The sequence below is a fragment of the Capnocytophaga sp. oral taxon 412 str. F0487 genome (assembly GCF_000271925.1).
Classification (GTDB): Bacteria; Bacteroidota; Bacteroidia; order Flavobacteriales; family Flavobacteriaceae; genus Capnocytophaga; species Capnocytophaga ochracea.
Map to the genome: position 1 here is coordinate 72,602 of NZ_AJZR01000032.1, position 24,407 is coordinate 97,008.

Here is a 24,407-nt window from a genome sequence, read left to right on the forward strand (position 1 = left end):
GTGAATTACCAAATTTGTCGATTGGGTAATAAAAAAGAGACGAATAGTATTCGTCTCTTTTTTATATAGTTTTAGAAAACTATGTTATTCCTCTTCTGAAATGATATTTGCATACTTCTTAAAACCTTCATCGTTTTTATACACCTCTAATCTTCCTTTAGGTACAAAAATACGAGTTACACTCTCAAAAGGAGTATTCACTTTAGGAGGATTTATTCCTTTAAAAGTAACCGTTGTTAAATTAGAAAAAGCGCGGAAACCTATGTTTTGTACATTTTTAGGAATAACAATCTCTACTATTACTTTATTATTATAAAAAGCACGAGCTCCTATAGATTGAAGACTTTCTGGAAGATTTACTGAAGGTATTTGACAACCTACAAAACCTCCTTCTTCAATATCTGTAAGCCCTTCAGAAAATTGAACGGACGTAAGAGTTGAGGCATTGAAAGCATCTTGTTTAATTACTCTCACTCCTGAGGGTATGGAAATACTTTTAATATTTGTGCCAAAAAAAGCTTCTTTTTCAATGGTTATTAATTGAGTAGGGAGAGTGATAGCCTTTAAATTATTATGACCTGCAAAAGCTCCCTGCCCTATAGTTTTCACTTCCTTAAGAGTAGGATCAGCTTGCATATCAAGAGCTGTTGTATTCTCATTTTTCCATTTTGCCAAGACAAGTCCATTGGTACTCAATTCATAGTCGGAAGAAGAGATCCCACTATCTTTATCTTTACAAGCAAAGAGCATAAAGGCGGATAATATAAATAAAATATTTTTCATCTTATAATTATTTTTAAAGTAATGGCAGATGTTATATCTGTATCTGCCATTATTGTAGTTTTACAAAATTATGCTATTCCTCTTCAGAAATGATGTTTGCATATTTCTTAAATCCCTCATCGTTTTTATACACCTCTAATCTCCCTTTAGGCACATAAATACGAGCTATAGGATTAATTAGAGTATTAAAAGGATCTTTTACTCTGGGGGGATTTATTCCTCTAAAGGTAGCTGTAGTTAATTTACTACAAGCGAAAAACGCCCCCTCTGCAATATTCTGTATATTTTTAGGAATTGTAACCGAAATAATCGTTCCATTACCCCAAAAAGCACTTTCACCAATAGCTTGTAAGCTTTCAGGGAAATTGAGAGAGGGAATTTCACAACTATAGAAGGCCCCCTTGTCGATAGAGATAAGCCCTTCTGAAAACTGAACAGAGGTGAGTGATGATGATCCAAAAGCAAATTCTTTTATGACCTGTACACCTGTGGGGATAGTAATACTCGTTATTTTAGTATACCAAAATGCTTCTTTTTCTATACTCTTTAAATTGGTAGGGAGTGTAATATTTACTATATTTTTATGTATATAGAAGGCTTTTTCACCTATAACTTGTACTTTACTAAGAATAGGATCAGCTTGCATGTCGAGAGCTGTTGTATTATCATTCTTCCATTTTACTAAAGTAAGTCCATCAGGGCTTAACTCATAGTCGGAAGAAGATACGCCATTATCTTTGTCCTTACTACAAGCTACAAAAGTAGCTATTGCTATTAAAGCTAAAAATATTTTCTTCATCGTTTAAAAAGTATTTTGTTAATCGGTACAAAAATACACACTTTTTTGTTTCCCACCAAATATTTCATCATCTTTTTTGTTTTACATATAACACAAACCATTTGCTAACCTTCCTGCCTATGCGCTCACACTTAATCTGCTAATCTCTAATTTCCAAATTTTCTAATTCTCTAATTTCCCAGTCGTGCCACTCACGCCTAATCTGCTAATTCTCTAATTTCCAAATTTTCTAATTTACTAAATCTCTTTTCTGTCACACTCCCCCCTAGTGCCTATGGCCTATTGCCTTTTCTCTTTCTTTCGTCACGAAACCCCGTTTTTAACATTTTTTGCGTTGTTGTATCACAGTATGAATCAACTACTTATATACCCTTTCTATACCAATCGTCCAAGATTCGTATAAGCTTCCTATAAGCTCTCTATAAGCTAACCCCACCCTCCTTACAGCTCATTTTTTACCTTTTACCTAAATTACTTCTTCCGAACTTCTCCGTTTCCTTCCGAACCCCTCAACTCTCCAAATTTGCTAATTCAACAGCCTGCGTGGCTCACACTGCCTATGTGGCTCGCACCTTTGGCCAAAGTTAATCGCCCGTCGTGCTACGACCTCTGACAAAGTTGAATTATGTTATTATTGGCATTATTTGGTATTATTGGCTTTTTTTGTATTATCAGTTTTATTCCCTATCTTATGCCCCATAATTAACGTCAGTTATTTATAACACTGATTTACAATTATTTTTCGATTACTATTCCGTGAAATTCCTCAGCTTTAGCTGAGCAATCCGTGTAACAATGACGTTTTACAAAAGAATCATCAGTGCTAAATCTGTGTAATCCGTGTAATCTGTGCGAGACTTTAAAAACAGTAAGACTGCCTATTTGTTTGATTTTTTTTAAGATTTGTATGATTTCTATAGCCGTAAGCTACACTTTTATATAAAAGGCTAAAAATAGCCTTTAAAAAGAATTTTACACAATAAAAAAGGGCTTGCCGACGGCAAGCCCTTTTTTATAATTTACGAACCTAATAAACTGCAATATTATTCAGTAGCTTCAGCAGTAGCCTCTGGTTTAACTTCGGCTGTAGCTGGAGTTTCTTCAGCAGTTGCTTTCTTTCTACCACGACGGGTAGTTTTCTTCTTAGCGGTTTTAGCTACGTTGTAAGTAGTGTTGTAATCTACAAACTCAATCATAGCCATTTCAGCGTTATCGCCCAAACGGTTTCCTAATTTAATAATACGAGTGTATCCCCCTGGGCGGTCGCCTACCTTTACAGCCACTTCTTTGAAAAGCTCGGTAACAGTATATTTATTGCGCAATTTACTAAAAGCGATACGACGGTTGTGAGTGGTATCTTCTTTAGATTTGGTTACCAAAGGCTCTACAAATAGTTTTAAAGCCTTTGCTTTTGCCAAAGTAGTGTTAATACGTTTATGCTCAATCAGTGAGTTCGCCATATTGGCAAGCATTGAATTTCTGTGAGCAGTTTTTCTTCCTAAATGATTAATTTTATTTCCGTGTCTCATTTTTCCTTAGTTAAAATATCGCAAGAGCGAGTTAATCTTTATCCAATTTATACTTCGAGGTGTCCATACCAAACACTAAACCTTTATTGACTACCAACTCATCAAGCTCAATTAATGATTTCTTTCCGAAGTTTCTAAACTTCATCAAATCGGCTTTATTGAAAGATACCAAATCACCTAATGTTTCTACTTCGGCAGCTTTCAAACAATTGAGTGCACGAACGGATAAGTCCATATCCACCAACTTAGTTTTTAGCAACTGGCGCATATGCAATGATTCTTCATCATAAGTATCAGTTTGTGCTATTTCATCAGCCTCTAAAGTAATTCTCTCGTCGGAGAAGAGCATAAAGTGATGAATGAGTGTTTTTGCAGCTTCTGTGAGTGCTTGTTTAGGGTGTATAGACCCATCGGTTTTAATTTCAAAGACTAACTTCTCATAGTCTGTTTTTTGTTCAACACGATAATTTTCAATAGAATATTTCACATTTTTAATAGGGGTAAAGATTGCATCAGTAGCAATTACACCTATCGGCGCATTTGGTTTTGCATTTTCCTCAGCCGAAACATAACCGCGTCCTTTTTCAATAGTAATCTCTATTGTAAAAGAAGCTGAAGAATCCATATTGCAAATCACCAAATCAGTATTTAATACTTGAAAACCTGAAAGAGCTTTTTGAAAATCACCGGCAGTCAATTGTCTTTTACCAGAAACAGTAATAGTAGCTGTTTCGTTTTCTATATCCTCAATTTGGCGTTTAAAACGTATTTGTTTCAAATTGAGAATAATTTCAGTAACATCTTCTCTTACTCCTGATATAGTAGAAAATTCGTGTCCTACTTTATCAAATTTCACAGAAGTGATTGCAAAACCTTCTAACGAAGAAAGCATAACTCTTCGTAATGCGTTACCTATTGTTAAACCATACCCTGGTTCCAAAGGGCGAAACTCAAATCGTCCTTCGAAATCAGATGATTCAATCATTATAACTTTATCTGGTTTTTGGAAGTTGAATAATGCCATAATTTGACTGCTGTCTTTATTATTATTTAGAGTACAACTCTACGATTAACTGTTCTTTAATATTTTCAGGAATCTGAATACGTTGAGGTACTGCTACGAAAGTACCTTCTAATTTTTCAGGGTTCCAAGTGATCCATTCGTATACGGTGCTGTGAGCAGCCAATGAATTTTCGATCACACTTAAAGATTTTGATTTTTCGCGAACGCCTACTACATCACCTGGTTTAAGAGAGTAAGACGGAATGTTTACAATATTTCCGTTTACAGTGATGTGACGGTGAGATACCAATTGGCGGGCTGCACTACGAGTAGGAGCGATGCCCATACGGTATACTACATTGTCTAAACGAGATTCGCAAAGTTGAAGAAGCACCTCACCGGTAATACTTTTACTTCTTTTTGCTTTTTCATATAGATTATGGAATTGTTTCTCTAAAATACCATAAGTATATTTAGCTTTTTGTTTTTCTTGTAGCTGGATAGCATATTCAGAGCGTTTTGCTCTACGGCGTGCCAAACCGTGTTGTCCGGGAGGATAGTTTTTTCTTTCAAAAGATTTATCATCTCCGAAGATAGCTTCACCAAATTTACGAGCTATTTTTGTTTTTGGTCCTGTATATCTTGCCATTTTAAATTGTTTAAATGAAAGGTAGTTATGAATTAAGGCATTCCTTCGATAACAACTCACCTTTCTTACTTGTTAGTATTGAAATTAGACTCTACGTTTTTTAGGAGGGCGACATCCGTTGTGAGGTAGTGGAGTAACATCGATAATTTCAGTTACTTCTATACCTGCATTATGAATAGTACGGATAGCAGATTCTCTACCATTACCCGGTCCTTTCACGTATACTTTTACTTTTTTAAGACCTGAGTCAAAAGCTACTTTAGCTGCATCTTCTGCGGCTACTTGGGCAGCGTAAGGAGTGTTCTTTTTAGACCCTCTGAAGCCCATTTTTCCTGCTGATGACCACGCAATTACGTCTCCTTTTTTGTTGGTAAGAGAAATAATAACATTGTTAAAAGTAGCTGAAACGTGTGCTTCGCCTACTGACTCAACCACTACTTTTCTCTTCTTAGAGACTTTTGCATTCTTTGCATTTTGTTTTGCCATACTCTACTACTTATTATTTAGTTGCTTTTTTCTTATTCGCAACAGTTTTTCTTTTACCTTTTCTTGTACGAGAATTGTTTTTAGTTTTTTGTCCGCGCAAAGGCAATCCGTTACGATGGCGGATACCGCGATAACAACCGATATCCATCAAACGTTTAATGTTCAATTGGATTTCGGAGCGCAATTCTCCTTCAATTTTATAAGACGCAACTACTTCGCGAATACGAGTGATTTCATCATCATTCCATTCGCTTACTTTTGTGTCTTCGTTTACTTGAGCTCTACTTAAGATTTCTTTAGCTCTACTTTTTCCAATACCAAAAATATAGGTTAAACCAATAACCCCTCTTTTGTTTTTTGGTAAGTCAATACCTGCAATTCGTGCCATAATTATCCTTGTCGTTGTTTAAATTTAGGATTTTTCTTGTTAATTACGTACAATCGTCCTTTTCTGCGCACAATGATGCACTCTGAACTTCTTTTTTTAATTGATGCTCTAACTTTCATTTCGTTTTGTTTATATCAATAGAGTGCGCAAAACTACAATTTTTTTTTGTAATAGCCACATTTTTAGCTCACAAAAATGCAATTATACATTCCGCTCACTCATTTTTAAGCATAAAAAACCATATTCAAGATACTGAATACAAATGCTTTATACTAAAAATACTACAAATAAAAAATTCTTTTTTATGATTATAATTTCTCACAGATATTACTAAAATAGGAAAATATCTGTGAGAAATTAACAACCAAAATATTGGAAGAATTCTCTTAATTAACTAATAACGGTAAGTGATACGAGCTTTACTTAGGTCGTAAGGACTCATTTCGAGTTTTACTTTATCACCAGGAAGAAGCTTGATGTAGTGCATACGCATTTTTCCTGAGATATGGGCAATCACTACGTGACCGTTATCCAATTCAACTCTGAACATTGCGTTAGACAAAGCTTCTACAATGGTTCCGTCTTGCTCAATTGCTGCCTGTTTAGCCATATATTAATTAAGATACTTTTCTGTTTTTACCTGTTTTCATCAAACCATCATAATGGCGATTGAGCAGATATGAATTTACTTGTTGCATAGTATCAATTGCAACCCCTACTAAGATGAGTAGTGAGGTACCACCGTAGAACAATGCCCATTGGTCTTGCATTCCGATGATTTTAAGCAGAGAAGGGAATATTGCTACCAAGGCTATAAATATAGAACCTGGGAGAGTGATGAGCGACATAATTTTATCTAAATAGTCGCCTGTTTCTTTACCTGGACGTATACCTGGTATGAAACCTCCACTGCGTTTTAGGTCATCGGCCATTTTGTTTGTAGGCACTGTGATTGCAGTATAGAAATACGTAAAGAGTATAATCATAGCTGCAAATAACAGGTTGTACCAAAATCCGAAGACGTTGGAGAAGGCTGCTTGAACACTTTTTGCAAATTCTGATTGTGATAGTCCGGCTACAGTGGCTGGGATAAACATCAAGGCTTGAGCGAAGATGATAGGCATTACCCCTGCAGCGTTAATTTTTAAAGGAATGTATTGGCGAGCTCCGAAGATGTTTCTCTCGTTAGTAGTTCCACCATCAGCTGTTCTGCGTGCATACTGTACTGGGATTTGACGTACTGCTTTGATTAGATAAATACAAAGCAGAATGATTACGAACCAAAGAATTATTTCGATAAGAATCAATAGAGGTCCTCCATTACCAGTAAGGCGAGAGGCTGTTTCAGACAAAAATGCGCGAGGCAAGCGGGCGATGATACCCACCATAATGAGGAGGGAGATACCGTTACCTATTCCTTTATCGGTGATTTTCTCACCTAACCACATTGCAAAAATAGTTCCTGTTACTAAGATAAGCACTGCTGGAACAATAAAATTGAGTCCCTTACCTAAAAGGAAGGCAGAATCAGGGACTCCTAATCTATTGATACCGTATAAGTATACAGGTGCTTGTACAATACATATTGCAATAGTAAGCCATCGAGTGATTTGGTTTATCTTTCTTCGTCCGCTTTCACCTTCTTTTTGTAGTTTTTGGAGATAAGGAATAGCGATTCCCATCAACTGAACTACGATAGAAGCCGAGATGTAGGGCATAATCCCGAGCGCGAATACTGAGGCATTAGAGAAAGCGCCCCCTGTAAAAGCGTTGAGAATGTCGAGCAATCCGCCACCTGAGGTTTTCGTTGCTAACTCGTGGAGTTGAGCGGAGTCGATACCAGGGAGGACGATGTGAGCTCCAAAGCGATAAACTAACAAAATTCCGAGAGTTAAAATAATTCTATTTTTTAACTCTTCAATTTTCCAAATGTTGGTCAGGTTCTCGATAAACTTCTTCATAAATTAAATATTACAAGGTTACAGCTTCACCACCAGCTGCTTCGATAGCAGCTTTAGCACTTGCTGTAAACTTATGAACAGATATTTTTAGCTTAGATTTTAGTTCTCCACCACCTAATATTTTCACCAAGTCAGTTTTTTTAATGAGGTTTTGTTGAACTAAGATTTCAAGGTCTACTTTATCAGTAATTTTACCATTATCAACGAGTTCTTGTAGTCTACCCAAGTTGATACCTACGTATTCTTTACGGTTAAAGTTTTTAAAACCGAATTTTGGTACGCGTCTTTGGAGGGGCATTTGTCCACCTTCGAAGCCAATCTTATTAGAAAAGCCTGAACGAGATTTAGCTCCTTTATGACCACGGGTAGCGGTTCCACCTTTACCGGAACCTTGACCGCGACCTACGCGCTTCCCTTCTCTGTGAATTGAACCCTGTGCGGGTTGTAAATTACTCAAGTTCATAACTTTGTATAAAAATATTATTTAACTTCTTCTACAGAAATTAAGTGTTTTACCTTATTGATCATACCAAGGATACTTGGTGTAGCTTCGTGTTCCACGGTTCTACCGATTTTGGTAAGTCCTAAAGCCTCGAGAGTAAGTTTTTGGTCTTTTGGACGTTTGATGCTACTTTTAATTTGTGTTACTCTAAGTTTTGCCATTGCTATAAAAAATTAACCTTTAAACAATTTTTCTAAAGAGATGCCACGTTGAGCAGCAACAGTTTTAGCGCTACGCAACTGCAATAAAGCATCGAAAGTAGCTTTTACCACGTTGTGAGGGTTAGAAGAACCTTGTGATTTAGAAAGTACGTTATGGATACCTACTGATTCCAATACGGCACGTACTGTACCTCCTGCGATTACTCCGGTACCCTCAGTAGCTGGTTGTAAGAATACACGGGCTCCGCCGTATTTTCCTTTTTGTTCGTGGGGTAAGGTAGTACCGTTAAGAGGGATACGCACTAAGTTTTTCTTAGCGTCTTCTACTGCTTTAGCAATAGCTTCAGAAACCTCTTTAGATTTTCCTAAGCCGTGACCAACCACGCCGTTTTCGTCGCCTACTACAACGATAGCAGAGAAACCGAAAGCGCGACCACCTTTAGTTACTTTAGTAACACGTTGTACTCCTACCAAACGGTCTTTCAATTCCAAACCACTTGGTTTTACATATTCTACATTTTTATATTTCTGATACATAGTTATTAGAATTTAAGTCCGCCTTCTCTAGCACCGTCGGCTAATGATTTTACACGTCCGTGGTAAAGGTAACCTCCGCGGTCGAAGGATACTTTTTCGATACCTTGTTTTAAAGCTTTTTCAGCAATAGCTTTACCGACCAATGCTGCTTTTTCAGTTTTAGTACCTTTGGCGGCACTAATTTCTTTATCGCGTGAAGATGCAGCCAACAGGGTAGTACCTTTAGTATCGTCTATGATTTGTACATAGATTTCGTTATTACTTCTGAAAACAGCCAAACGAGGTTGTTCAGCAGTACCTTTTACTACTTTTCTGATTCTGCTTTTAATACGTTGTCTTCTTTCTATTCTTGATAATGCCATTGTTCTAACTATTAAGCTGATTTACCTGCTTTTCTTCTCAACTCTTCGCCTACAAATTTCACACCTTTACCTTTGTAAGGTTCAGGTTTACGGAAGCTACGGATTTTAGCCGCTACTTGACCGAGTAGTTGTTTGTCGTGAGAAGTTAATTTAATGATAGGGTTTTTACCTTTCTCGTTGATTGTCTCGAGTTTAATTTCTTTTGGCAATTCGAGAATGATGTTGTGAGAGAAACCGAGAGCTAAATCTAACTTTTGTCCTTGGTTAGCTGCACGGTATCCAACCCCTACTAACTCTAATTCTTTAGTGAATCCTTCAGAAACACCTACGACCATATTGTGGACTAAGGCACGGTATAAACCGTGTTTAGCGTTTTGGTCTTTGGTAGCATCTGTAGTTTCAAACACTAAATGTCCATCTTCTTGCTTTACAGCAATGTCTTTAACCTCTTGGGTTAATTCGCCTAATTTCCCCTTTACGGTTACGACGTTATCTTTGATAGTAACGGTAACGCCTGCGGGAATATTGATGGGTGCTTTACCTATTCTTGACATTCTTTATTGTCTTTTTATTGATTAGTAAACGTAACAAATTACCTCTCCACCGATATTGAGTTCTCTAGCTTTTTTACCTGTCATCACGCCTTGTGATGTAGAGATGATAGCAATACCCAATCCGTTTAATACTCGAGGTAGGTTATCAGCGCCAGCGTACTTTCTCAGACCTGGACGGCTGGCTCTTTCAATATGCCTAATAACGGGTTCTTTAGTCACTTTGTCGTATTTCAAAGCTATTTTGATAGTACCTTGAACGGTAGAGTCATCAAATTTATAGCTAAGGATGAAACCTTGGTCGAAAAGGATTTTAGTAATTTCCTTTTTGAGTTTAGATGCAGGGATTTCTACGACTCTATGACCTGCGCTATTCGCATTTCTAATTCTTGTTAAATAATCTGCGATAGGATCTGTATACATAATTTTGTCCTTTTAAATTATTACCAACTTGCTTTTTTTACACCAGGAATTAATCCTTTGTTTGCCATTTCGCGGAATAACACACGTGAAATTCCAAAAGTGCGCATATACCCTTTAGGGCGACCTGTAAGTTTGCAACGGTTGTGCAGACGCACGGGAGAAGCATTTTTAGGGATTAGCTGAAGTGCTTCATAATCACCAGCTTCTTTTAGAGCTTTGCGTTTAGCAGCGTATTTAGCTACTAACTTTTGACGTTTCACCTCGCGGGCTTTCATTGATTCTTTAGCCATATACTTAGTTCTTTTTAAAAGGTAATCCTAATTCGCTTAATAATGATTTAGCTTCTTTATCAGTGTGAGCTGATGTAACGAAGGTAATATCCATACCTGCGATCTTGTTGATTTTATCAATGTCGATTTCAGGGAATATGATTTGTTCGGTAACGCCTAAGTTGTAGTTACCTCTACCATCGAAGCCATTTGCTTTCACGCCTTGGAAGTCTCTTACACGAGGAAGAGCAGTAGTGATAAGGCGGTCTAAGAACTCATACATTCTTTCGCCACGAAGGGTAACTTTGGCACCGATAGCCATACCTTTACGGAGTTTGAAAGAAGCTACGTCCTTTTTAGAATAAGTGGCAACAGCTTTCTGACCAGTAATTTTGGTAAGTTCGTCTACAGCATAGTCGATTTGTTTTTTATCGGCTACTGCAGAACCAACACCACGGCTCACAACTATTTTTTCAAGTTTAGGAACCTGCATTACATTTTTATAGCCAAATTCTTCTTTTAGAGCCGCAACGATGCGCTCTTTGTATTCTTGTTTTAATCTAGGTACGTAAGCCATATTATATTACTACATTAGATTTTTTAGAAATTCGCACTTTTTTACCGTCACGTACTTCGAATCCTACACGAGTAGTTTTTTTCGTTTTAGGGTCGATGAATGCGAGGTTAGAAATGTGAATAGATGCTTCTTTTTCTACGATTCCACCTTGAGGGTTTTGAGCGTTAGGTTTGGTGTGTTTTTTCACCAAGTTAACTCCCTCAACAATCGCTCTGTTCTTCTCGCGATCTACACGTAATACTTTGCCTTCTTTACCTTTATATTCTCCAGCAATTATTTTTACGGTATCTCCAGTTTTAATTTTTAGTTTCATCATTTACTTTATTAAAAATTAAAGCACTTCTGGTGCTAATGAAACGATCTTCATAAATTGTTTATCACGAAGTTCTCTCGCTACGGGTCCGAATACACGGGTACCTCTCATTTCACCAGCTGCGTTCAAGAGAACGCAAGCGTTTTCATCAAATCGGATATAAGAACCATCGGCACGGCGTACTTCTTTTTTAGTTCTTACTACCACCGCTGTAGAAACTTGTCCTTTTTTTACGTTTCCGTTAGGAGTAGCTTCTTTGACGGTAACTACAATCTTATCGCCTACTGAGGCATATCTGCGCTTGGTACCACCGAGTACACGGATAGTAAGCACTTCTTTAGCGCCAGTATTATCGGCTACTTTTAGTCTTGATTCTTGTTGTACCATAATTACTTAGCTCTTTCAATGATTTCTACTAATCTCCAGCATTTGGTTTTGCTCAATGGACGTGTTTCCATTATACGCACAGTATCACCAATGTTGCAATCGTTTTTTTCGTCGTGCGCAACATATTTTTTAGTGCGCAACACGAACTTACCGTACATAGGGTGTTTTACACGTTTCACTTCTGAAACGACGATAGATTTATCCATTTTGTTGCTTGTAACAACCCCTATTCTTTCTTTTCTTAAATTTCTTTTTTCCATAAGGCAGGTTCGAATTATTGTAATTCACGTTTAGTTAGCTCACAAGCCAATCTCGCGATAGTTCTTCTTACGTTACGTAATTGAATTGGTTTTTCCAATGACGAAATTGCGTGTGCCATTTTCAAATCTGCATACGATTTCTTAAACTCACCAAGCTTTTCTTGTAGCTCAGTTATTGTCAATTTGTTAATTTCAGACTGTTTCATTGTTCTTTAATTAATTTTGATAATCTCTTGCTACAACGAATTTTGTTTTCACGGGCAGCTTTTGAGCGGCGAGGCGTAGCGCTTCTTTGGCTACGTCGAGCGGCACTCCGCCAACCTCGAACATTATTCTACCTGGTTTTACTACGGCTGCCCAGTATTCAACGGCACCTTTACCTTTACCCATACGTACTTCGAGTGGTTTTTTGGTAATAGGTTTATCTGGGAAGATTTTGATCCAAAGTTGACCTTCGCGTTTCATATAACGGGTAGCAGCGACACGAGCTGACTCGATTTGACGAGAAGTGATGAATGCTGAATCTAACGATTTAATTCCGAAAGTACCATTAGAAAGGAGCGCACCGCGGTGAGATACACCTTTCATTCTGCCTTTTTGTTGTTTACGATATTTCGTTCTTTTTGGCTGTAACATCTTTCTTGTTCTTTAAAAAATTACTTTTTGCGACGCGCTCTTTTGGGTGCACCAGCAGGCTTGTCAGTTGATTTACCGGAGAAGTTTCCACCGGTAGCTTTTTTAGTCATACCTACGAGTGGGGAGAGTTCTCTTTTACCATAGATTTCGCCTTTCATAATCCACACTTTGATGCCCATACGGCCATAAGTAGTGTGAGCTTCGTCAATAGCGTAATCGATATCAGCTCTAAAGGTTGAAAGAGGGATACGACCTTCTTTAAAGCTTTCGGAACGTGCCATTTCGGCTCCATTCAAACGGCCAGAAATCATTACCTTGATGCCTTCGGCGTTCATACGCATAGCTGAAGCGATAGCCATTTTGATAGCGCGTTTGTAAGAAACACGACCTTCGATTTGGCGGGCGATGCTTGCTGCAACGAGAGCGGCGTCGAGCTCAGGGCGTTTGATTTCAAAAATGTTGATTTGGATGTCTTTACCGGTGATTTTCTTAAGTTCTTCTTTCAACTTGTCTACCTCCTGACCGCCTTTACCGATGATGATACCGGGGCGAGCGGTGGTGATAGTAACGGTTACAAGTTTGAAAGTACGTTCGATAATCACGTGAGCAACACTAGCTTTAGATAAACGAGCGAGAACATATTTTCTGATTTTATCATCTTCAGCGAGTTTATCTCCGTAATCATTGCCTCCATACCAGTTAGACTCCCATCCTCTGATAATTCCTAGGCGATTTCCGATTGGATTTGTCTTTTGTCCCATAGTTTATCTTAGCTTTCTGTGTTAAAATTTTTAGCTCCAAGCACCAAAGTTATGTGGTTAGAGCGTTTTCTAATTCTGTGTGCTCTTCCTTGTGGAGCTGGGCGTAAGCGTTTAAGGATAGCTCCACCATCCACACGGATTTCTTTGATGAATACTCCTGCTTCTTCCAAGTTAGCGTTCTCGTTTTTAGCTTGCCAGTTAGCGATAGCTGAAAGCAACAATTTTTCTAAACGAGCGGCTGCTTCTTTTTGGTTGAATTTCAAAATAGCCAAGGCTTTGTCTACTTGCTGTCCACGTACTAAATCCGCTACTAAGCGCATTTTTCGAGGAGAAGTAGGGCAGTTATTTAACTTCGCGAAAGCCAAGCTTTTTTTAGCTTCTTTAATTTCGTCTGCTCTTAATTTTTTTCTAACTCCCATAGCCTTAATTATTTTTTACCTTTATTTTTTGCACCTGCGTGTCCACGGAAGGAACGAGTAGGTGAAAATTCTCCTAATTTATGTCCCACCATATTTTCAGTGATGTATACAGGGACAAACTGACGACCGTTGTGAACTGCAATAGTTTGGCCAACGAAGTCTGGTGTAATCATAGAAGCGCGTGACCAAGTTTTGATAACGTTTTTCTTACCAGACTGTATATTTTGTTGGATTTTCTTTTCCAAGCTATAGTGAACGTAAGGTCCTTTTTTTAATGAACGTGCCATTTGTTAGTCTCTTATTTTTTTCTGCGTTCTACAATATACTTATTACTTGCTTTGGTTTTAGAACGGGTTCTATAACCTTTAGCTGGTATTCCTTTACGTGAGCGTGGGTGACCACCGGTAGCGCGACCTTCACCACCACCCATTGGGTGATCGACAGGGTTCATAACTACTGCACGAGTACGAGGACGACGTCCTAACCAGCGTGAGCGACCTGCTTTACCTGAAAGTACCAATTGGTGATCAGAGTTTGATACGGCTCCTATGGTTGCGAGGCAAGTGAGGAGGATCATACGAGTTTCACCTGAAGGTAGCTTTACAGTAGCATACTTACCATCTTTTGCCATTAGTTGAGCAAAAGTTCCTGCAGAACGAGCAATGTTAGCTCCTTGTCCAGGGCGCAATTCAATACAAGAAATTACAGTACCGAGAGGGATTTGAGAGAGCGGCATTGCGTTACCGATTTCAGGGGCGATGTTTTCTTGACCTGAAACGATTACTTGATCAACCTTCAAACCAGCGGGAGCGATGATGTAACGCTTTTCACCGTCGGTGTATTGAACGAGAGCAATAAACGCTGTTCTGTTTGGGTCATACTCGATAGAAACTACTTTGGCGTCTACGCCGAATTTGTTTCGTTTGAAGTCGATAATACGGTACTTTTTCTTATGACCACCACCAATGTAACGCATGGTCATTTTTCCTTGATTGTTTCTACCACCAGTCTTTTTCAACGGAACGAGCAAGCTCTTTTCCGGCTTATCAGTAGTAATGGTGTCGAATTCGTTTACTACTCTAAAACGCTGACCGGGGGTAATCGGTTTTAATTTTCTAACTGACATTTTTGTCTATTTGTTAAATACTTATATATTACTATAAAAATCTATAGTTCCATCTTCTACTTGCACAACTGCTTTTTTAACAGCGTTAGTTTTAGCGATTTGCAAGCCTGTTTTTGTATAACGAGTAGATCGTTTAGGGCCGTAGTTAAGAGTACGTACGGATTTCACTTTAACGCCATAAGTAGCTTCAACTTCATTTTTGATTTGAATCTTGTTAGCGTCCTTAGCTACTACGAATGTATAGCAGTTCCTCAACTCGCTATTGTCGTTTGCTTTTTCTGTATTTACAGGTTTAATTAATACGCTCATTTCCTTCTTATTTTGTTAAAATTGACTCTAAAACTGCTACTGAGCTCTCAGTAAGTACTACGTTTGAAGCATTCACTAATTGATAAGTGTTTAACTCTGAAGCGGTTACTACACTTGAAGTAGGCACGTTACGAGAGGACAAATATACATTATTATTTGTATTTGGTAACACAAAAAGTGATTTTTTATTTTCTAAGCCCAAAGATTTTACAACTGCGGTAAAATCTTTAGTTTTTGGAGCGTCGAAATTTAAATCTTCAACTACAACGAGGGCTTGGTTTTGTAGTTTAGCACTGAGGGCAGAACGGCGAGCCAAGCGTTTTACGTTTTTAGTAAGTTTTTGTGTATAGTCTTTAGGACGAGGACCGAATATGCGTCCACCACCCACAAATACAGGAGATTTTACGCTACCTGCACGAGCTGTACCAGTACCTTTTTGTTTTTTAATTTTGCGAGTACTTCCAGCCACTTCGTTTCTTTCTTTAGCCTTGTGAGTACCTTGACGTTTGTTAGCTAAATAGCGTTTAACATCTAAGTATACTACGTGATTATTGGGCTCAATACCGAACACAGCATCAGAAAGGGTTACCTTTCTACCTGTTTCTTTTCCTTGTATGTTTAATACTGCTACTTCCATTATTTGTGAATAGTTACGTAAGCATTTTTGTGACCTGGAATACAACCTTTTACAACTAAAAGATTTTTCTCAGCAACCACTTTCAATACTTTCAAGTTTTGTACTGTTACCTTTTCAGCTCCCATACGTCCAGCCATACGCATACCTTTGAATACGCGAGAAGGGTAAGACGAAGCACCTACTGAACCTGGTGCCCTGAGGCGGTTGTGCTGACCGTGAGTAGTTTGACCTACTCCGCCGAAACCGTGGCGACGTACCACCCCTTGGAAACCTTTACCTTTAGAAACGCCTGTGATATCCACAAACTCTCCTTCGGTGAAGAAATCGACGGTGATAGTATCACCTAATTTGTAATTGTCTTCAAAACCTTGGAATTCAACAACTTTTTTCTTTACAGAAGTACCTGCTTTTTTGAAGTGACCTAGCTCTGCTTTGGTAGCACGTTTTTCTGCTTTGTCATCGAAACCAAGTTGAAGAGCATCATAGCCATCAACCTCTTTGGTTCTGACTTGGGTAACTACGCAAGGACCTGCTTCGATGATGGTACAAGGTATATTTTTACCGTTCTCATCAAAAATGCTGGTCATTCCTACTTTTTTTCCGATTAACCCAGACATAAAATTAAATATTAAATTAGTTATTAGTTCTTTTTAATTGACAATTAACAATTGATTATTGACAATTATTATAATGTTTCAGGGTCAAAAAATGCCCGAGACTTTTTAACCCTGAATCATTTTTATCCGTTTTTCCCTAACCCGCAGTTTCGGGACATTTTAGTAAAGTTATCAAACTTTGATTTCTACTTCTACACCACTTGGCAATTCCAATTTCATCAAAGCATCAATAGTTTTTGATGAAGAGCTATAGATATCTAAAAGACGTTTATGAGAGCTCAATTGGAACTGTTCACGTGCTTTTTTATTTACGTGAGGTGAGCGCAACACAGTAAAGATTTTCTTGTGTGTAGGTAATGGAATAGGACCTGTAACTACTGCACCTGTTGCTTTTACTGTTTTTACGATTTTCTCAGCAGATTTATCTACCAAGTTATGGTCGTAAGATTTTAACTTTATTCTTATTTTTTGTTGATTACCCATTTTTTCAATAAATTAGTTGCCTCTGGCATTTTTAATTACTTCGTCTGCAATGTTTGAAGGAGTTTCAGCATAATGAGAGAACTCCATTGTAGAAGTAGCACGACCTGATGAAAGAGTGCGAAGCGCTGTTACATAACCGAACATTTCAGATAGTGGAACAAATGCTTTAATTACTTTAGCACCGTTACGGTCGTCCATATTGTTTACTTGACCACGACGGCGGTTCAAGTCTCCTACGATATCACCCATATTTTCCTCTGGAGTAATAACTTCCAATTTCATAATAGGCTCCATCAATACAGCTTTTGCAGCACGAGCAGCTTCTTTGTACCCCAATTTGGCTGCCAACTCGAATGACAATGAGTCTGAATCGACAGGGTGGAATGAACCATCGATAAGAACAATCTTCATCGCGTCCATTTCGAAGCCTGCCAAAGGCCCATTCTTCATTGCTTCTTTGAAACCTTTTTCAACTGATGGGATATACTCTTTAGGAATGTTACCACCTTTGATTTCGTTTACGAACTCAAGACCCACTTTGCCTTCTTCAGCTGGTTCCATACGGAATACGATGTCGGCAAATTTACCACGTCCACCTGTTTGTTTTTTGTAGACTTCGCGGTGGTCAGCTTTAGCAGTGATAGCCTCTTTATACTCTACTTGAGGTTGTCCTTGGTTTACTTCTACTTTGAACTCGCGTTTGAGACGGTCGACAATGATATCCAAGTGCAACTCACCCATACCAGAAATGATAGTTTGTCCAGAGGCTTGGTCAGTTTTTACTTGGAAAGTTGGGTCTTCTTCAGCGAGTTTAGCTAAAGCCATACCTAACTTATCAACGTCGGCTTTTGTTTTAGGTTCTACTGCGATACCAATTACTGGATCAGGGAATACCATACTTTCGAGTACAATAGGGTATTTCTCATCGCAAAGAGTATCACCCGTTTTGATATCTTTAAAACCTACAGCAGCTCCTATATCACCTGCTTCAATATATTCGATAGGATTTTGTTTATTAGCGTGCATCTGGTAAATACGAGAGATACGCTCTTTGTTGTTTGAACGAGTGTTCAACACGTAAGAACCCGCATCTAAGTGACCAGAATAAGCGCGGAAGAACGCCAAACGACCTACGTAAGGGTCAGTAGCAATTTTGAATGCCAAGGCTGCAAAAGGAGCGTCAACGGATGGCTTGCGGAGTGCAGGCTCACCTGTTTCAGGATTAGTACCCTCAATAGCTTCTTTATCAAGCGGTGATGGCAAATAACGACATACCGCATCAAGCATAAATTGTACCCCTTTATTTTTGAATGATGAACCGCATACCATAGGAATGATAGCCATATCCATTACTGCTGCACGCAATGCCTTATGGATTTCGTCTTCAGTAATTGAACTTTCATCTTCCATAAATTTCTCAAGTAATCCTTCGTCATAGCCTGCTACCTCTTCAATTAATTGAGCGCGATATTTGGCTACATCCTCTTTCATATCGGCAGGAATTTCTACTACGTCGAAAGTAGAACCTGAATTTTCTTCGTGCCATACGATGGCGCGGTTTTTAATCAAATCTACAACACCTTTGAAATCTGCTTCGTCACCGATAGGCAATACGATAGGAACCGCGTTAGATTTGAGCATATCTCTCACCTGGTTGCAAACGTTGAGGAAATTAGCTCCTTGACGGTCCATTTTGTTTACAAACCCAATACGAGGTACTTTGTAGTTATCAGCCAAACGCCAGTTGGTTTCCGATTGAGGTTCTACCCCATCAACGGCAGAAAAAAGGAATACTAAGCCGTCAAGTACACGTAAGGAACGGTTTACCTCAACGGTAAAATCGACGTGGCCTGGGGTATCGATAATGTTGAAGTGATACTCTTTGGCATCGGCGGTAGGTTTACCATTTTCGGTAGGAAAGTTCCATTTACAGGTAGTAGCCGCTGAAGTAATAGTAATACCGCGTTCAGCCTCTTGTTCCATCCAGTCCATAGTAGAAGCACCATCGTGTACTTCACCGATTTTGTGCGTTTTACCGGTATAGAAAAGGATACGCTCGGTAGTAGTGGTTTTACCGGCATCGATATGCGCGGCAATACCTATGTTTCTTGTATATTTTAAATCTCTACTCATCGTGTTAATTAAAATCTAAAGTGTGAGAATGCTTTGTTAGCTTCAGCCATACGGTGCGTATCCATTTTTTTCTTCACGGCAGCACCTTCTTCTTTAGAGGCAGCGATAATTTCGGCAGCCAATTTCTGAGCCATTGATTTCTCATTGCGTTTACGAGCGAAACCGATGAGCCATTTCATCGCCATAGACACTTTGCGGTCTGGGCGGATTTGCATAGGGATTTGGAAGGTAGCACCACCCACACGACGTGAACGCACCTCAACGTGAGGCATCACATTGCTAAGAGCGTCTTTCCAAACATCTAATGCCGACTTTTCGTCGTTATTCTTCTTTTGTTCTACGATATCAATTGCGTCGTAGAATACTTTAAAAGCCACTGACTTTTTACCGTCCCACATAAGGTTATTCACGAAACGTGTAACCAATTGGTCGTTAAACTTAGGGTCTGGTAAAAGGGGGCGTTTTTTAGCCTGTCTTTTTCTCATTTCTTTTCAGTTAAAAGATTTTGTGTGTTAAATTACTTTTTCTTTTTGTCGGCGGGAGCTGCTTGTCCTGGTTTAGGGCGTTTCGCACCGTATTTAGAACGGCGTTGCGTTCTACCTGCTACACCAGCCGTATCGAGAGCACCACGAACAATGTGGTATCTAACACCTGGTAAATCTTTTACTCTTCCGCCTCGTACCAATACTATCGAGTGCTCTTGGAGGTTGTGACCTTCACCAGGTATATAAGCGTTCACCTCATTGCCATTAGTCAAGCGAACACGCGCTACTTTACGCATAGCAGAGTTCGGCTTTTTAGGCGTTGTGGTATACACACGTGTACATACACCGCGGCGTTGTGGGCACGAATCCAAAGCAACCGATTTACTCTTCTTGGTAATTCTGGCCCTTCCTTTTCGTACTAATTGTGAAATTGTTGGCATAATTTACAATACTATATATTTGTTTATTTGTTTACTTGTTGTCAGTCCATAGGACTTAGAGGTTTGGACTTAATTATCCAAAGCGGGTGCAAAAGTACAACTATTTTTTTAAACTGCAAAAGTCTCTGATAGATAAGAGGTGAGAAATGAGAGATAAGAAATAAGAGATTAGGAGGTAAGAAACAAGAGGTATAGACACTATATTATTGTTGATTACCAATATTTTAATGAGATTTAGTTTTAGAAATTAGTGTAACATAAGTAGTTATGAGAAAGTTGTGATTTGTTACAAATATCACAAAATAATTCTAATTTTGTTCTATAACAATAGTCTTAATTTGAGAACTAAACCATTAAGGAGCATAAAAAAATAAGACGGCGTAAAAACGTCGTCTTATTTTTTTGTTCTAATTTCTATTTTTTACTCTCTTAATGCTGCGCCAAATTGCTTTTCAAAAGCGTCTTGGAGGCGTTGCATCGTTTTGTCGATTTGTTTATCGGTAAGAGTTTTATTGTTGTCTTGAAGTACAAAACTGAGGGCATAGCTCTTCTTGCCTTCGGGCAGTTTGTCGCCTTGGTATACATCAAAAAGATTTACGTGTTTTAAGAGGTTTTTCTCGGTAGCGTATGCCTTTTCGTAAAGGTCGGCGAAGGTTACTTTCTCATCGAGCAAAAGAGCTAAGTCACGACGTACTTCGGGGTATTTAGAGATTTCCTTATATACCACTTTATGGTCTTGTACTTGTTCTAAAATCACTTCCCAATGCAAATCAGCTACAAGCACCTCTTGTTTGATATCGAAATCTTTAAGCACTTTGCTTTTTACTACTCCTATCGTTCCTAAAAGGGTCTCCCCTATTTGCCAACGGAATCCTTCACTACTCAACGTGTCGTTAGCTTCTAAAGGTAAAATAGTGATTTCCTTCAAGCCGAGACGTTCGAAGAGAGATTCCACTACTCCTTTGAGCTCAAAGAAAGAGGTTTTTTGAGCGGGAGCGCCCCAATACTCAGGTTGGGTATTACCTGTGAGATATAACACCAAATGCTTGCTTTCAGTATAATTACCATCGATATAGTGATAGTTCTTGCCAAACTCGAACAACTTCAAATCGGAGCGTTTGCGGTTGTTATTATAAGCAATCACTTCTAAGCCTGAAAACACTAGATTTTTACGCATATAGCCCAAATCGCTACTCAAAGGATTGAGGAGCTTTACTGCTTGCTCTGGATTTCCGGCATAAGTAGTAATCTCTTTTTCTGACACAAGACTGTTGGTCATTATCTCAAAGAAGCCTTTCGCTACCAACTGGTCGGCTACCACATTTTGTATGTTATGGTCGTCGTATTTGTTAGAATACGCCATTGTAGCATTTAGCTTTTCAGAGAAAATGACATTGTTGTAACCATAGATACGAAGGATTTCCTCTATTACATCGGCTTCACGCTGTACATCTACGCGGTACGAAGGGACTGACAAACCTAACCCACGTTCGGTAAACGAATTTACTTTGATATCTAAAGAGTGTAAGATAGCCTTAATTGTATCGCGTGAAATCTTCTGACCAATAAGTTTATCTATTTTCTCAAAAGTAAGAAACACCTGAAAATCTTCTTGCTTTTTAGGATAAAAATCTATCACATCAGATGATATAACCCCTCCTGCAATATTTTCAATCAGTACTGCGGCATACATTAGGGCGTATTTACAATCTTCTATATTAATACCGCGCTCAAAGCGATAAGAAGCATCGGTATTGATGCCGTGACGTTTGGCTGTTTTGCGCACCGATACAGCATCGAAATAAGCACTTTCTAAAAATACATTGCGAGTAAAATGAGTAATACCTGAGTTTTCACCGCCTAATACCCCTGCTATACAGAGAGGTTTTTCGGCATCACAAATCATAATGTCTTCAGCGTTGAGGGTGCGTTCTACTCCGTCGAGGGTTTTAAACTTTGTGCCTTCATCGGCATTCTTTACAATCACCTTGCGACCAATAATATGGTCGGCATCAAAAGCGTGAATAGGTTGTCCCATTCCGTGCAGTACGTAGTTTGTAGCATCTACTACGTTGTTCTTAGGAGTAATGCCTATGGCTTTGAGTTTGTTTTGCAACCATTCAGGCGATTCGTCTACGCGTACATTGCTAATGGTAACGCCTGTATAGCGAGGTACGAGTTTTTTGTTCTGCACCTCTATATCCATTTTAAGTGAACGATTATCGACGTGGAATTTTGTAATAGAAGGGGTGATGAGCTCTAATGAAATACCTTTTTGCATCAAGCCTGCACGTAAGTCGCGTGCTACACCGTAGTGGCTCATTGCATCGGCGCGGTTAGGAGTCAGTCCTATTTCGAATACCTCGTCGGTTTCTACCTCAAACACCTTACTGGCAGGGGTACCTACTTCCCATTTACTGTCGAGCACCATAATGCCATCGTGACTTTCGCCTAAGCCGAGTTCGTCTTCAGCACAAATCATACCGTAACTCTCTTCGCCACGAATTTTACCTTTTTTAATTTCGAAAGGCTTACCTTCTTTGTCGTAGAGTACTGTGCCAATAGTAGCTACAAGTACTTTCTGCCCTTGTGCTACGTTAGGAGCTCCACAAACGATTTGCAAAGGTGCTTCGCCTCCTACGTCTACTTTGGTGATTTTAAGTTTATCGGCGTTAGGGTGTTTTTCGCATTCGAGTACGTGACCTACCACTACGCCTTTGAGTCCCCCTTTTACGCTTTCGAAGTGTTCAATCCCTTCTACTTCTAAGCCTAAATCAGTAAGGATGACCGCTGTATCTTCAGCAGGCATTTCTAACTTCAAATATTGTTTTAACCAGTTATATGATATTTTCATAGTTGTTTTTTTTCAATCTTCAATCAAGCGTTACTACACTTTGGCAAAGTGTATACGGCAAAAATTATTACAGAGTGCAAAATTAGCAATTTTAGCAATAACCACAAAAAAAAGCTATTCAAAAAAAATGAATAGCTTTTAAAATCTATATTATTTAACAGTGAGTTAGTCGTTTTTCTTCTTCAAGGTTTCGGTTACTTGAGCTGAAGCGGTGAAGGAGGTAATCATATTGTTGAGCATCTCACTACCTGCTTCGGGTGAGTTAGGAAGTAGGATAAGATTACTATTGGTTTGCTGACCTACGGCTTGCAAGGTGTCGTAGTGTTGAGTAACTACAATAAGCGCTGAAGCTTCTTGCGAGCTGATACCTACTTTATGCAATACGTCTACACTCTCTACCAATCCGCGAGCAATTTCACGACGCTGGTCGGCGATACCTTGACCTTGCAAACGTTTGCTTTCGGCTTCTGCTTTTGCTTTTTCGACGATGAGGATGCGTTGTGCATCACCTTCGTATTGAGCCGCTACTTTTTCGCGTTCGGCGGCATTGATACGGTTCATTGCGGCTTTTACTTGGGCATCGGGGTCGATATCGGTTACTAAGGTTTTGATGATGTCGTAACCGTAAGTTTCCATTGATTCTTGTACTTCGCGTTTTACGGCGATGGCGATATCGTCTTTCTTAACGAATACATCGTCGAGTTTCATCTTAGGAACTTCGGCGCGGACTACGTCGAATACATAGCTGGTAATCTGGTCGTGTGGGTATTCGAGCTTGTAAATGGCATCGTATACTTTTTCTTTAATCACCACGAACTGTACTGATACTTTAATTTTGACAAATACATCGTCCAAAGTTTTGGTTTCGACAATGACATCGAGCTGTTGGATTTTGAGACTGATGCGAGCGGCTACTTTATCGATGATAGGTATTTTCATTTGTAAACCCGAATGACGAATACTTTCGAATTTACCGAAACGTTCTACTGACACGGCGGTTTGTTGGCGCACAGTGAAGAAAGTAGATAGCAAAAATACTAATGCAAAAAAGAATAAAATGTAAAATAAATAGGGCATAATGTGAATTTTTATGGGTTATTAACGGCTACAAATGTACTTTCTTTTTTTGAATTGTGCAAGAAAGATGAGTACAGAATTTTGAGTTTAAAATAATTTGAAGAGAATGAGGAAATTAGAGAATGAGAAAATGAGGAAATGGTGTGTGCTTGAGTTAGAGGGATGAGGCTGTGCCTCAGAAATTAAACAAAATTTAAACAAAATCAAGGCTACGCCTTATGAAATGGGGAGAGGTTGGTTGGGGTTTTTGAGGAAAAATTAGCAAATTAGAGAATGAGAAAATGAGGAAATTAGCAAATGGGGAAATTAGCAAATGGGGAAGCGTTGAGGGGTTCGGAAGAAAACGGAGAGGTTCGGAAGAGAGTTAAGAGAGATTTTGATGGAAAAAGGCTATTAGGAGGGTGGGGTTAGCTTATAGAGAGCTTATAGGAAGCTTATACGAATCTTGGTCGATTGGTATAGAAAGGGTGTATAAATAGTTGATTCATAA

Annotated in this window: 36 protein-coding genes; all 36 read right to left on the reverse strand. The window is 38.8% G+C overall.

What is annotated here, in order from left to right; genetic code table 11:
• Positions 1-84: 84 nt before the first annotated feature.
• Positions 85-783, reverse strand: a complete 699-nt coding sequence (locus HMPREF1321_RS05655; protein ID WP_009421743.1) for a leucine-rich repeat domain-containing protein — start codon at positions 781-783, stop codon at positions 85-87.
• A gap of 73 nt (positions 784-856) precedes the next feature.
• Positions 857-1,582: a leucine-rich repeat domain-containing protein gene (locus HMPREF1321_RS05660; RefSeq protein WP_009421758.1), complete on the reverse strand. Its 726-nt coding sequence runs from the start codon at positions 1,580-1,582 to the stop codon at positions 857-859.
• A 1,043-nt stretch (positions 1,583-2,625) separates the two neighbouring features.
• A complete protein-coding gene (gene rplQ, locus HMPREF1321_RS05665; protein WP_009421738.1) occupies positions 2,626-3,111 on the reverse strand; it encodes a 50S ribosomal protein L17 in 486 nt (161 codons plus the stop codon).
• Between the two features lie 31 nt (positions 3,112-3,142).
• The gene (locus HMPREF1321_RS05670) at positions 3,143-4,135 is read right to left on the reverse strand and encodes a DNA-directed RNA polymerase subunit alpha (RefSeq protein WP_009411648.1); all 993 of its coding nucleotides are present in this window, start codon (positions 4,133-4,135) and stop codon (positions 3,143-3,145) included.
• A 22-nt stretch (positions 4,136-4,157) separates the two neighbouring features.
• Complete coding sequence (gene rpsD, locus HMPREF1321_RS05675) at positions 4,158-4,763, reverse strand: 30S ribosomal protein S4 (RefSeq protein ID WP_009411647.1); 606 nt, start codon at positions 4,761-4,763, stop codon at positions 4,158-4,160.
• A gap of 84 nt (positions 4,764-4,847) precedes the next feature.
• Entirely contained in the window at positions 4,848-5,249 is a 402-nt protein-coding gene (gene rpsK, locus HMPREF1321_RS05680; protein ID WP_002675071.1) for a 30S ribosomal protein S11, read from the reverse strand.
• A 13-nt stretch (positions 5,250-5,262) separates the two neighbouring features.
• Positions 5,263-5,637 (reverse strand): 30S ribosomal protein S13, encoded by a 375-nt coding sequence (gene rpsM, locus HMPREF1321_RS05685; protein ID WP_002675068.1) that lies wholly within the window; start codon positions 5,635-5,637, stop codon positions 5,263-5,265.
• A gap of 2 nt (positions 5,638-5,639) precedes the next feature.
• Entirely contained in the window at positions 5,640-5,756 is a 117-nt protein-coding gene (gene ykgO, locus HMPREF1321_RS11565; protein ID WP_002676536.1) for a type B 50S ribosomal protein L36, read from the reverse strand.
• A gap of 275 nt (positions 5,757-6,031) precedes the next feature.
• Complete coding sequence (gene infA / locus HMPREF1321_RS05690) at positions 6,032-6,247, reverse strand: translation initiation factor IF-1 (protein WP_002675066.1); 216 nt, start codon at positions 6,245-6,247, stop codon at positions 6,032-6,034.
• Positions 6,248-6,254: 7 nt separating this feature from the next.
• Complete coding sequence (secY, locus tag HMPREF1321_RS05695) at positions 6,255-7,598, reverse strand: preprotein translocase subunit SecY (protein ID WP_002675064.1); 1,344 nt, start codon at positions 7,596-7,598, stop codon at positions 6,255-6,257.
• 10 nt (positions 7,599-7,608) lie between these two features.
• The gene (gene rplO / locus HMPREF1321_RS05700) at positions 7,609-8,061 is read right to left on the reverse strand and encodes a 50S ribosomal protein L15 (RefSeq protein WP_009421768.1); all 453 of its coding nucleotides are present in this window, start codon (positions 8,059-8,061) and stop codon (positions 7,609-7,611) included.
• Between the two features lie 17 nt (positions 8,062-8,078).
• Positions 8,079-8,261 (reverse strand): 50S ribosomal protein L30, encoded by a 183-nt coding sequence (gene rpmD, locus HMPREF1321_RS05705; protein ID WP_002675060.1) that lies wholly within the window; start codon positions 8,259-8,261, stop codon positions 8,079-8,081.
• 12 nt (positions 8,262-8,273) lie between these two features.
• Complete coding sequence (gene rpsE / locus HMPREF1321_RS05710; RefSeq protein ID WP_002675058.1) at positions 8,274-8,798, reverse strand: 30S ribosomal protein S5; 525 nt, start codon at positions 8,796-8,798, stop codon at positions 8,274-8,276.
• Positions 8,799-8,803: 5 nt separating this feature from the next.
• Entirely contained in the window at positions 8,804-9,160 is a 357-nt protein-coding gene (gene rplR / locus HMPREF1321_RS05715; RefSeq protein ID WP_002679484.1) for a 50S ribosomal protein L18, read from the reverse strand.
• A gap of 11 nt (positions 9,161-9,171) precedes the next feature.
• Positions 9,172-9,714 carry a 50S ribosomal protein L6 gene (gene rplF / locus HMPREF1321_RS05720; RefSeq protein WP_009411645.1) on the reverse strand — a complete coding sequence of 181 codons (543 nt, stop codon included), beginning with the start codon at positions 9,712-9,714 and terminating at the stop codon, positions 9,172-9,174.
• A gap of 21 nt (positions 9,715-9,735) precedes the next feature.
• Positions 9,736-10,134: a 30S ribosomal protein S8 gene (rpsH, locus tag HMPREF1321_RS05725; RefSeq protein ID WP_002675052.1), complete on the reverse strand. Its 399-nt coding sequence runs from the start codon at positions 10,132-10,134 to the stop codon at positions 9,736-9,738.
• A gap of 20 nt (positions 10,135-10,154) precedes the next feature.
• Positions 10,155-10,424: a 30S ribosomal protein S14 gene (gene rpsN / locus HMPREF1321_RS05730; protein WP_002675050.1), complete on the reverse strand. Its 270-nt coding sequence runs from the start codon at positions 10,422-10,424 to the stop codon at positions 10,155-10,157.
• Positions 10,425-10,428: 4 nt separating this feature from the next.
• Positions 10,429-10,980 (reverse strand): 50S ribosomal protein L5, encoded by a 552-nt coding sequence (gene rplE, locus HMPREF1321_RS05735; RefSeq protein WP_002679281.1) that lies wholly within the window; start codon positions 10,978-10,980, stop codon positions 10,429-10,431.
• 1 nt (position 10,981) lies between these two features.
• Positions 10,982-11,296: a 50S ribosomal protein L24 gene (gene rplX / locus HMPREF1321_RS05740; protein WP_009421715.1), complete on the reverse strand. Its 315-nt coding sequence runs from the start codon at positions 11,294-11,296 to the stop codon at positions 10,982-10,984.
• Between the two features lie 15 nt (positions 11,297-11,311).
• Positions 11,312-11,680, reverse strand: a complete 369-nt coding sequence (rplN, locus tag HMPREF1321_RS05745; RefSeq protein ID WP_002675043.1) for a 50S ribosomal protein L14 — start codon at positions 11,678-11,680, stop codon at positions 11,312-11,314.
• 2 nt (positions 11,681-11,682) lie between these two features.
• On the reverse strand, positions 11,683-11,940 hold the full coding sequence (rpsQ, locus tag HMPREF1321_RS05750; protein WP_002675041.1) for a 30S ribosomal protein S17: 258 nt from the start codon (positions 11,938-11,940) through the stop codon (positions 11,683-11,685).
• A gap of 14 nt (positions 11,941-11,954) precedes the next feature.
• Complete coding sequence (gene rpmC / locus HMPREF1321_RS05755; protein WP_002675028.1) at positions 11,955-12,146, reverse strand: 50S ribosomal protein L29; 192 nt, start codon at positions 12,144-12,146, stop codon at positions 11,955-11,957.
• 10 nt (positions 12,147-12,156) lie between these two features.
• Positions 12,157-12,576 (reverse strand): 50S ribosomal protein L16, encoded by a 420-nt coding sequence (rplP, locus tag HMPREF1321_RS05760; protein ID WP_002675025.1) that lies wholly within the window; start codon positions 12,574-12,576, stop codon positions 12,157-12,159.
• 20 nt (positions 12,577-12,596) lie between these two features.
• Positions 12,597-13,337 (reverse strand): 30S ribosomal protein S3, encoded by a 741-nt coding sequence (rpsC, locus tag HMPREF1321_RS05765; RefSeq protein WP_002679516.1) that lies wholly within the window; start codon positions 13,335-13,337, stop codon positions 12,597-12,599.
• A gap of 8 nt (positions 13,338-13,345) precedes the next feature.
• Positions 13,346-13,756 (reverse strand): 50S ribosomal protein L22, encoded by a 411-nt coding sequence (gene rplV, locus HMPREF1321_RS05770; RefSeq protein ID WP_009421754.1) that lies wholly within the window; start codon positions 13,754-13,756, stop codon positions 13,346-13,348.
• Between the two features lie 8 nt (positions 13,757-13,764).
• Positions 13,765-14,043 (reverse strand): 30S ribosomal protein S19, encoded by a 279-nt coding sequence (gene rpsS / locus HMPREF1321_RS05775; RefSeq protein ID WP_002675018.1) that lies wholly within the window; start codon positions 14,041-14,043, stop codon positions 13,765-13,767.
• A gap of 11 nt (positions 14,044-14,054) precedes the next feature.
• Positions 14,055-14,882, reverse strand: coding sequence for a 50S ribosomal protein L2 (gene rplB, locus HMPREF1321_RS05780; protein ID WP_002675016.1), 828 nt, complete (start codon positions 14,880-14,882; stop codon positions 14,055-14,057).
• Between the two features lie 21 nt (positions 14,883-14,903).
• Positions 14,904-15,191, reverse strand: coding sequence for a 50S ribosomal protein L23 (rplW, locus tag HMPREF1321_RS05785; protein ID WP_002675014.1), 288 nt, complete (start codon positions 15,189-15,191; stop codon positions 14,904-14,906).
• 7 nt (positions 15,192-15,198) lie between these two features.
• Complete coding sequence (gene rplD / locus HMPREF1321_RS05790; protein WP_009411642.1) at positions 15,199-15,828, reverse strand: 50S ribosomal protein L4; 630 nt, start codon at positions 15,826-15,828, stop codon at positions 15,199-15,201.
• Positions 15,828-16,445, reverse strand: coding sequence for a 50S ribosomal protein L3 (gene rplC, locus HMPREF1321_RS05795; RefSeq protein WP_002675012.1), 618 nt, complete (start codon positions 16,443-16,445; stop codon positions 15,828-15,830). Before rplC ends, rplD begins: the two co-directional genes overlap by 1 nt.
• A gap of 171 nt (positions 16,446-16,616) precedes the next feature.
• Entirely contained in the window at positions 16,617-16,928 is a 312-nt protein-coding gene (rpsJ, locus tag HMPREF1321_RS05800) for a 30S ribosomal protein S10 (protein ID WP_002675011.1), read from the reverse strand.
• A gap of 12 nt (positions 16,929-16,940) precedes the next feature.
• A complete protein-coding gene (gene fusA / locus HMPREF1321_RS05805) occupies positions 16,941-19,061 on the reverse strand; it encodes an elongation factor G (protein ID WP_009421751.1) in 2,121 nt (706 codons plus the stop codon).
• An 8-nt stretch (positions 19,062-19,069) separates the two neighbouring features.
• Positions 19,070-19,546, reverse strand: a complete 477-nt coding sequence (rpsG, locus tag HMPREF1321_RS05810; RefSeq protein WP_002675008.1) for a 30S ribosomal protein S7 — start codon at positions 19,544-19,546, stop codon at positions 19,070-19,072.
• A 32-nt stretch (positions 19,547-19,578) separates the two neighbouring features.
• On the reverse strand, positions 19,579-19,986 hold the full coding sequence (gene rpsL, locus HMPREF1321_RS05815) for a 30S ribosomal protein S12 (protein ID WP_034575775.1): 408 nt from the start codon (positions 19,984-19,986) through the stop codon (positions 19,579-19,581).
• Between the two features lie 421 nt (positions 19,987-20,407).
• A complete protein-coding gene (gene pheT, locus HMPREF1321_RS05820) occupies positions 20,408-22,840 on the reverse strand; it encodes a phenylalanine--tRNA ligase subunit beta (RefSeq protein WP_009421742.1) in 2,433 nt (810 codons plus the stop codon).
• Positions 22,841-23,005: 165 nt separating this feature from the next.
• Entirely contained in the window at positions 23,006-23,917 is a 912-nt protein-coding gene (locus HMPREF1321_RS05825) for an SPFH domain-containing protein (RefSeq protein ID WP_009421708.1), read from the reverse strand.
• Between the last annotated feature and the right edge of the window lie 490 nt (positions 23,918-24,407).

Coding starts and splice junctions, on each gene's coding strand:
- pheT (WP_009421742.1), bottom strand. CDS start 22,840: ATGAAAATATCATATAACTGGTTAAAACAATATTTGAAGTTAGAAATG.
- rplB (WP_002675016.1), bottom strand. CDS start 14,882: ATGTCAGTTAGAAAATTAAAACCGATTACCCCCGGTCAGCGTTTTAGA.
- rpsE (WP_002675058.1), bottom strand. CDS start 8,798: ATGTATCAGAAATATAAAAATGTAGAATATGTAAAACCAAGTGGTTTG.
- rpsJ (WP_002675011.1), bottom strand. CDS start 16,928: ATGGGTAATCAACAAAAAATAAGAATAAAGTTAAAATCTTACGACCAT.
- HMPREF1321_RS05670 (WP_009411648.1), bottom strand. CDS start 4,135: ATGGCATTATTCAACTTCCAAAAACCAGATAAAGTTATAATGATTGAA.
- rpsD (WP_009411647.1), bottom strand. CDS start 4,763: ATGGCAAGATATACAGGACCAAAAACAAAAATAGCTCGTAAATTTGGT.
- rpmD (WP_002675060.1), bottom strand. CDS start 8,261: ATGGCAAAACTTAGAGTAACACAAATTAAAAGTAGCATCAAACGTCCA.
- rplX (WP_009421715.1), bottom strand. CDS start 11,296: ATGATGAAACTAAAAATTAAAACTGGAGATACCGTAAAAATAATTGCT.
- rplP (WP_002675025.1), bottom strand. CDS start 12,576: ATGTTACAGCCAAAAAGAACGAAATATCGTAAACAACAAAAAGGCAGA.
- rpmC (WP_002675028.1), bottom strand. CDS start 12,146: ATGAAACAGTCTGAAATTAACAAATTGACAATAACTGAGCTACAAGAA.
- rpsH (WP_002675052.1), bottom strand. CDS start 10,134: ATGTATACAGATCCTATCGCAGATTATTTAACAAGAATTAGAAATGCG.
- secY (WP_002675064.1), bottom strand. CDS start 7,598: ATGAAGAAGTTTATCGAGAACCTGACCAACATTTGGAAAATTGAAGAG.
- rpsS (WP_002675018.1), bottom strand. CDS start 14,043: ATGGCACGTTCATTAAAAAAAGGACCTTACGTTCACTATAGCTTGGAA.
- ykgO (WP_002676536.1), bottom strand. CDS start 5,756: ATGAAAGTTAGAGCATCAATTAAAAAAAGAAGTTCAGAGTGCATCATT.
- rplR (WP_002679484.1), bottom strand. CDS start 9,160: ATGGCATTATCAAGAATAGAAAGAAGACAACGTATTAAAAGCAGAATC.
- rplE (WP_002679281.1), bottom strand. CDS start 10,980: ATGGCTTACGTACCTAGATTAAAACAAGAATACAAAGAGCGCATCGTT.
- rpsC (WP_002679516.1), bottom strand. CDS start 13,337: ATGGGACAAAAGACAAATCCAATCGGAAATCGCCTAGGAATTATCAGA.
- rplW (WP_002675014.1), bottom strand. CDS start 15,191: ATGAGCGTATTAATTAAACCTGTAAATACAGAAAAAGCAAACGACAAT.
- rplD (WP_009411642.1), bottom strand. CDS start 15,828: ATGGAAGTAGCAGTATTAAACATACAAGGAAAAGAAACAGGTAGAAAG.
- rplF (WP_009411645.1), bottom strand. CDS start 9,714: ATGTCAAGAATAGGTAAAGCACCCATCAATATTCCCGCAGGCGTTACC.
- fusA (WP_009421751.1), bottom strand. CDS start 19,061: ATGAGTAGAGATTTAAAATATACAAGAAACATAGGTATTGCCGCGCAT.
- HMPREF1321_RS05660 (WP_009421758.1), bottom strand. CDS start 1,582: ATGAAGAAAATATTTTTAGCTTTAATAGCAATAGCTACTTTTGTAGCT.
- rpsN (WP_002675050.1), bottom strand. CDS start 10,424: ATGGCTAAAGAATCAATGAAAGCCCGCGAGGTGAAACGTCAAAAGTTA.
- rpsK (WP_002675071.1), bottom strand. CDS start 5,249: ATGGCAAAACAAAATGCAAAGAATGCAAAAGTCTCTAAGAAGAGAAAA.
- rplC (WP_002675012.1), bottom strand. CDS start 16,445: ATGTCTGGGTTAATCGGAAAAAAAGTAGGAATGACCAGCATTTTTGAT.
- infA (WP_002675066.1), bottom strand. CDS start 6,247: ATGGCTAAACAGGCAGCAATTGAGCAAGACGGAACCATTGTAGAAGCT.
- rpsQ (WP_002675041.1), bottom strand. CDS start 11,940: ATGGAAAAAAGAAATTTAAGAAAAGAAAGAATAGGGGTTGTTACAAGC.
- rpsG (WP_002675008.1), bottom strand. CDS start 19,546: ATGAGAAAAAGACAGGCTAAAAAACGCCCCCTTTTACCAGACCCTAAG.
- rpsL (WP_034575775.1), bottom strand. CDS start 19,986: ATGCCAACAATTTCACAATTAGTACGAAAAGGAAGGGCCAGAATTACC.
- rplV (WP_009421754.1), bottom strand. CDS start 13,756: ATGGGAGTTAGAAAAAAATTAAGAGCAGACGAAATTAAAGAAGCTAAA.
- rplN (WP_002675043.1), bottom strand. CDS start 11,680: ATGGTACAACAAGAATCAAGACTAAAAGTAGCCGATAATACTGGCGCT.
- rpsM (WP_002675068.1), bottom strand. CDS start 5,637: ATGGCACGAATTGCAGGTATTGACTTACCAAAAAACAAAAGAGGGGTT.
- HMPREF1321_RS05655 (WP_009421743.1), bottom strand. CDS start 783: ATGAAAAATATTTTATTTATATTATCCGCCTTTATGCTCTTTGCTTGT.
- rplO (WP_009421768.1), bottom strand. CDS start 8,061: ATGAACTTGAGTAATTTACAACCCGCACAGGGTTCAATTCACAGAGAA.
- HMPREF1321_RS05825 (WP_009421708.1), bottom strand. CDS start 23,917: ATGCCCTATTTATTTTACATTTTATTCTTTTTTGCATTAGTATTTTTG.
- rplQ (WP_009421738.1), bottom strand. CDS start 3,111: ATGAGACACGGAAATAAAATTAATCATTTAGGAAGAAAAACTGCTCAC.